Origin of the sequence: Candidatus Anaplasma sp. TIGMIC, from assembly GCF_028204095.1 — a bacterium.
Taxonomy (GTDB): Bacteria; Pseudomonadota; Alphaproteobacteria; order Rickettsiales; family Anaplasmataceae; genus Anaplasma.
This window is the reverse complement of record NZ_JAQLOH010000046.1, coordinates 1-6022: the sequence shown is the minus strand read 5'-3', so window position 1 is coordinate 6022 and position 6022 is coordinate 1. Positions and strand designations below refer to the sequence as shown.

Here is a 6022-nt window from a genome sequence, read left to right as displayed (position 1 = left end):
CCTCATGCCTCATGCCTCATGCCTCATGCCTCATGCCTCATGCCTCATGCCTCATAAGCACATGGATTGCGTACTTAAGGTGCACATTCATGTTGCATGAAATTGCTCTGCAGCTTAAGCAGTACATGTGTCAAAGGTGCTCTGGTAAGACACCAGAGAGCTCCCTAATGTACCACGTGAATAGATAATCAGCCACCACGGCTGATAACAGGTTAGCCTCTTATAACTTGCACACAAGAAGCGTCTAGTGCCACGAGCACGGTTCATCACCTTGCATGTATTTTCTTAAAGACAGCCTGTGCTAACTGCCAATGCTGCACAAACAAGACAAGTAGACGAAGTCTAACAATGGGGATATACCACGAGGTGATCAGCTGTCTTTTGACACAACCACGAAATTTATTGCATCCAAATCATCAACTATAGGGATAGAAGCTTCTTTATCGTTCGATTGTGAATCTATCTTTACCGATAATTCTACTGTACAACGAAGTCGCAACAAGAATATCAGCAGCCTCTCAAGAGAAAACCCAGTCGTCTTGCCATTGATGATCTGCGATACTTTTGGTTGATCTACGCCTATTATTTTAGCAGCAGTCATTTGGCTCCACTGGCTTTTACGGATTGTATCCCTTATTATGCCTAGTATCTGGAGCTTGATTTTTTGTCCGTTTGGACCACGCTTTTCTTTCATAAACTTTTTGCCAGGTAAACTCAGAAACTCATCTTTTTAGGATTTTGCATAACACTGAAGAGCACACCGCAACCTAACTAGCACCAGCGTAGCAAGCAAGGCTCACCGTAACACACCACTATGCTAGTATAAATTGCTTAAATTTTCTATAAAGAGTGAAGGAAACTACTTACTGTGAAAAATTAGCCTCTGCTCGGAAAAGAAGACCCCACTGTCATATCAATCAGAAATATATAAAATTAGTCAGCAAAATTCCTACATCATTGTGGATGCGTGAATATTGCGCTGCCGGAATATATGGTATAGTTAGCAGCTTATATATAGCACAATTGCTGCGGTCTGCTACGTGTTTTCAGCTGGATGCACATTGGATTCATAGGGTGTATCATAATGATTTATGATTTTAAGGAAGTAGAGAAGGAAGTTCAGGGACGATGGAATTTTAGCATCAGTGAAAACAGTAAAATAGGATGTTATATCCTGAGCATGTTTCCATATCCTTCCGGGAACATACACATGGGCCATATCCGCAACTATGTAATGGGCGATGTACTTGCAAGATTTAAACGCGCAAAGGGCTTGACAGTATTGCATCCTGTGGGGTGGGATGCCTTTGGCCTGCCTGCAGAAAACGCTGCGCTGTCATCTGGAATAAGCCCAGCTTCTTGGACCAGGAAAAATATAGAGTCTATGCGTGAGCAATTGAAGGCTGTGGGCCTGTCGTACAATTGGGATAGAGAACTAGCAACATGCGCTCCGGATTACTACAAGCATGAGCAGTGCTTCTTTCTTGATTTTTTGAAGAGCGGTTTGGCTTACCGCAAAGAATCGTGGGTGAATTGGGATCCTGTGGATAATACAGTCTTGGCTAATGAGCAGGTTGTGGATGGGAGGGGCTGGCGCTCTGGAGCCGTAGTAGAGCAACGAAAGCTGTCACAGTGGTTTCTGAAAATCACTGATTTTGCAGAAGAGTTGGTAAGTGAGCTACCTAGGCTTACTGGCTGGCCTGAAAAGGTAAGGCTGATGCAGGAACGCTGGATAGGACGCAGTGAAGGGGTAGTCATAACGTTTGAGACCAGCTGCACGAAGAAGCTTGAAGTGTTCAGTACAATGCCGCAGATGCTTTTTGGTGCAACATTTTGCGCTGTATCTTTGGATCATCCAATCTTGCAACATGTGTTGGATGGAGAATTTCATAAACAAGTTGATGAGTTTGCAAAGCGTGCACGAAGTAAGGATGGAGAAAAGATAGGCATAAATACTGGTCTCACTGCTAAACACCCGTTTTTGGGTACGGAATTGCCAGTATATGTAGCTAACTATGTAATGGATGATACGGGTACAGGGGCGATTTTTGGGTGCCCTGCACACGATCAGAGGGATTTTGAGTTTGCTCGGCAGTACTGTCTTCCTGTTGTGCAGGTAGTCTTACCTGAAGATGGATTAGCATGCGATTTGCAGAAAGAGGCCTACACAGGCAACGGTGTGTACTGCTGCTCAGGGTTTCTTGATGGTATGAAATTAAGTGATGCTAAAGAAGCCATGATAGCAAAACTTGAGTCCTTAGGCATTTGTCGGCGCACTGTTAGCTACAGGCTACATGACTGGGGTATTTCACGTCAAAGATACTGGGGTTGCCCGATACCCGTAGTGTATTGTGATAGCTGTGGAATTGTTCCTGTCCGCAAGGAAGACCTACCAGTAACTTTGCCCGCCGATGTGGATTTCACAAAGAGTGGAAACCCATTGGATAACCATCCAACATGGAAATATGTAAAGTGTCACGTTTGTGGAAGTGATGCCCAGAGAGAAACTGATACATTCGACACCTTTTTTGAATCTTCATGGTACTTTGCGGCATTTTGCAGCCCTGGAAATAAGATAAATCTGCAGGATAGCGATAAAATTTTGCCAGTGGATTACTACATAGGGGGTATTGAGCACGCCGTACTTCACCTGCTGTATGCGAGGTTTTTCTGTCGCGCCCTCAAAAAGTGTGGGTACTTTCAGGTGGAAGAGCCGTTTCGCAATCTTATAACCCAGGGTATGGTGTGCCACGCTACGTACAGAGATGAATGCGGGAATTACATCTTTCCACAGGATGCAGAAAGAATGTCTGCAGAAGGGAGAACCGTCCTTACGGGGAAGGTGGAAAAAATGAGTAAATCCAAAAAAAATGTAGTAGACCCTTGTGGGATATTGGCAAAATATGGCGCGGATACCGTAAGGCTATTTGTCCTATCTGATACTCCGCCTGAGAGGGATATAGAATGGACTTTTTGTGGAGTTGAAGGGTCTTGGCGCTACATTGAGCGTCTGTGGAAGGTTTTTTCCGAAAGTAATGTAAAAATAAGCACAGAATTCGACAACTCGTCTGTAGGTAGTGAAGGGCTAAAGGCTTTGTCAAAAGTTCATGTACTACTTCACGGTATTGAGGATGATATGGAACAGTGCCGGTTTAACTGTGCTGTTGCGAAATTTCGGGAGATGAGTAACGTCATTTTTGACATGATGAAGTGTTCTATCGAGAATTCCGTGATAAACGAATCTGTGTACATTTTACTGCGGGTTATGGAACCGTTCATTCCTCACGTTACTGAAAAATTATGGGAAGTAATGGGTGGTGGCGGAACTCTTTGTTCGCAGGCATGGCCTTCTGTTAGGGAGGATCTCCTCAAGAACAGCTTATGTACCATCGCTGTACAGGTTAATGGGAAATTATGCGGTACTATAGAGATTGACGAGTACTGTTCCGAAGAGCAAGTAAGGTCTGATGCTCTTGAGGTGGCTAGAAGGCGCCTTGAGCAGCGCACGATAAAACAGGTGTACTATGTTCCCAAAAGGGTAATAAATATTGTGGTTGAGTAGCGGGGCCTTAGGCTGCACTGGTTCAAATAGTGGTGTCGCGTTGTCTGCTGGTGTTTCGATTGAGTCAAACCTTGTGGGGGTTCGTACAAGGTTTTGGTCCTAAATACGCCGGGATAGCGGTAGTCTAACGAAGTGTTTTAGTCTGTCAAATTTTAAAAATCACACCTCGACATCCGCATTGCGTTATGTCTGACCAGAAATCCACATTCTACTTTGGCAAGCTACGGGGAGACGTACAAATACCATGTTCGGAGGTAAAAGTGCACTGTGTGTAGATGTGTGTGGCAAGGCTTATTATAGGCGTCAATACGAAGTGTTGGCCTTGTGAAACTGCAATTAACAAACACGTGGTTCAGCCGTATGAAATACCAGGGGATTTTCTTCGCGAATATGGCGAACGCCACCGCCCATGTGCTTTAGCGAACCAGACCGTGTCAGGTGCACAAAGTACTGCTACTTTTGAACTTTGATGTCGTGTAAGAAATTGCCGTTACAGATGATCACGCATCTTGCGACAGGCGTATCTATGGAGGCTCCTTGCGAATAATTGTGCGCACATAGCCTGCTTAAGCACGTTTATTTCGTTACATCCTGGTAGTGTGCGGTACGCTGGGGTACTTTCATTGTGATTCTTAGCAAACCTGCTAAAATGGACCACAGTTCACTTTGAGATATCTTGTGATAGTAGATTCGCACTGCCATTTGAATTACTTTGACCCTGAAGAGGTACGCGGCATAGTCGACAGGGCAAATGCGGTAGGGGTATCTCTGATGCAGACTGTGTGCACCACAATGCAGGAGTTTCCCACATTGCTGGAGATTGCTAACAACCATGAACAAGTTTATGCTTCTGTTGGGGTGCATCCCTGCAACAGCGCCAAGGGAGAGCAGGTTTCTGCTGATGACCTAATTAAATTCACACAGGAAGAAAAAGTCATAGGCATTGGAGAGACGGGGCTAGACTTTTACAAATGTGATGATGGTATTGATAGGCAAGAGAAGAGCTTCGTTGAGCATATTGCGGCAGCTAGAGAGACTGGATTGCCTATTATCATACACTCCAGGGATGCTGATACGCGTATGGCTGATATATGCACCGCTGAGATGAAAGTGGGGGTATTTAAAGGACTGATGCACTGTTTTGCTTCATCCCAAGAGTTGGCGCGCAGGTCACTGGATGCAGGTCTTTATATTTCATTTTCTGGTATTTTGACCTTTAAAAATGCAGGATTTTTAAGGGAGATAGCTAAGTTTGTCCCGCGAGACCGTGTTGTTGTTGAGACGGATGCTCCGTTTTTGTGTCCCGAGCCACATAGGGGAAAGAAGAATTCTCCCGAAATGACCAGGTTTGTCGTTGAGTGCCTAGCTCAAATTTGGAACGAAAGCGTAGATACGGTGAGCGATATTACTACACAGAATTTTTTCACTCTTTTTGACAAGTGTTCACGTAGGTACCATGCATCGTAAACCAAATCCTTTAATTTGTGCGCTCGACACCGCGGATATAAACAGAGCTGTGATGCTTGCAAAAGCGGTTGCCGGCAAGGTTGCCATGGTAAAACTTGGGCTGGAGTTTTTTACGGCTCATGGCATAAGCGGAGTTCAGAAGATTATAGACCTTGGGCTGAAGATATTTCTAGATCTCAAGCTTCACGATATTCCCAACACCGTTGTTGGGGCGCTAAATGCAGTAAAATCGCTTGATATAGAGATGCTAACCATTCACATCAGCGGTGGGCGCGGTATGATTCAAGCATCTGTAGACGCGTTGCAGGATAGCCAGGTAATTCCTGTTGGAGTTACAGTACTAACAAGTATTGACGATAACGACATGCGAGATTGTGGGATCGATAAGCCTGTTGCAGATCACGTTATGCGTCTTGTGGACCTTGCAGTAGAATCAGGCTTGCCTGCCATAGTATGTTCTGCGCATGAGGTTCCGGTAATACGTAGAAAATATCCCAGCATAAGGCTTGTGGTACCAGGAATTCGTGTTGCAGAAGCTACAAATGATCAGAAACGCGTCGATACACCCAAGGCAGCTCTACTGAAGGGAGCTGATTATCTGGTAATTGGCCGTGCAATAACCCAAAGCACTAATCCGTCTGATGCAGTCGATGCTATTCTCAACACTTTGTGATAGTTCATAACGTGCTTGGAGGCAGTGCAAAAGGATTTTATTTGCGCTGGTAATAAGGTAGACTCAGCATGTGTACGGCACACATAGTGGCTTGTTACGGCGTAAAGTTGGGATTTGCCATCTGATGCAGAATAGCGGAGTGGTGCTCGAGAAGTCGTGCCGTGTAACGTGTTATGATGTAATCCACAGTTCTGAGGTGTTTACTACAGCGTCTTTTTTAATGCGGACTTATATAATAAACGGCAATGATGGCTGTTATAAATTAGCATTTATACGCCATCCAGCAGTTTATTGTGCAATTGATGGTGTTTGCGCTAATA

Annotated in this window: 5 protein-coding genes; 4 read left to right on the top strand and 1 reads right to left on the bottom strand. The window is 44.7% G+C overall.

Going from position 1 to position 6022, the window contains the following annotated elements:
• Window positions 1-370 precede the first annotated feature (370 nt).
• Window positions 371-694 carry an XRE family transcriptional regulator gene (locus tag PGW94_RS04260; RefSeq protein WP_271758977.1) on the bottom strand — a complete coding sequence of 108 codons (324 nt, stop codon included), beginning with the start codon at window positions 692-694 and terminating at the stop codon, window positions 371-373.
• Between the two features lie 390 nt (window positions 695-1084).
• On the opposite strand from PGW94_RS04260, the gene leuS reads away from it, so the two are divergent.
• The 4 genes from leuS to PGW94_RS04240 all read left to right on the top strand — a co-directional run.
• A complete protein-coding gene (gene leuS, locus PGW94_RS04255; protein ID WP_271758975.1) occupies window positions 1085-3562 on the top strand; it encodes a leucine--tRNA ligase in 2478 nt (825 codons plus the stop codon).
• A gap of 678 nt (window positions 3563-4240) precedes the next feature.
• Window positions 4241-5029: a TatD family hydrolase gene (locus PGW94_RS04250; protein WP_271758972.1), complete on the top strand. Its 789-nt coding sequence runs from the start codon at window positions 4241-4243 to the stop codon at window positions 5027-5029.
• Window positions 5019-5702: an orotidine-5'-phosphate decarboxylase gene (gene pyrF / locus PGW94_RS04245; protein ID WP_271758970.1), complete on the top strand. Its 684-nt coding sequence runs from the start codon at window positions 5019-5021 to the stop codon at window positions 5700-5702. Before PGW94_RS04250 ends, pyrF begins: the two co-directional genes overlap by 11 nt.
• Before the next feature lie 124 nt (window positions 5703-5826).
• Window positions 5827-6022, top strand: a 196-nt coding sequence (locus PGW94_RS04240; RefSeq protein WP_271758968.1) for a hypothetical protein, incomplete at its 3' end; no start/stop codon positions are given.

Coding starts and splice junctions, on each gene's coding strand:
- PGW94_RS04260 (WP_271758977.1), bottom strand. CDS start 694: ATGAAAGAAAAGCGTGGTCCAAACGGACAAAAAATCAAGCTCCAGATA.
- leuS (WP_271758975.1), top strand. CDS start 1,085: ATGATTTATGATTTTAAGGAAGTAGAGAAGGAAGTTCAGGGACGATGG.
- pyrF (WP_271758970.1), top strand. CDS start 5,019: ATGCATCGTAAACCAAATCCTTTAATTTGTGCGCTCGACACCGCGGAT.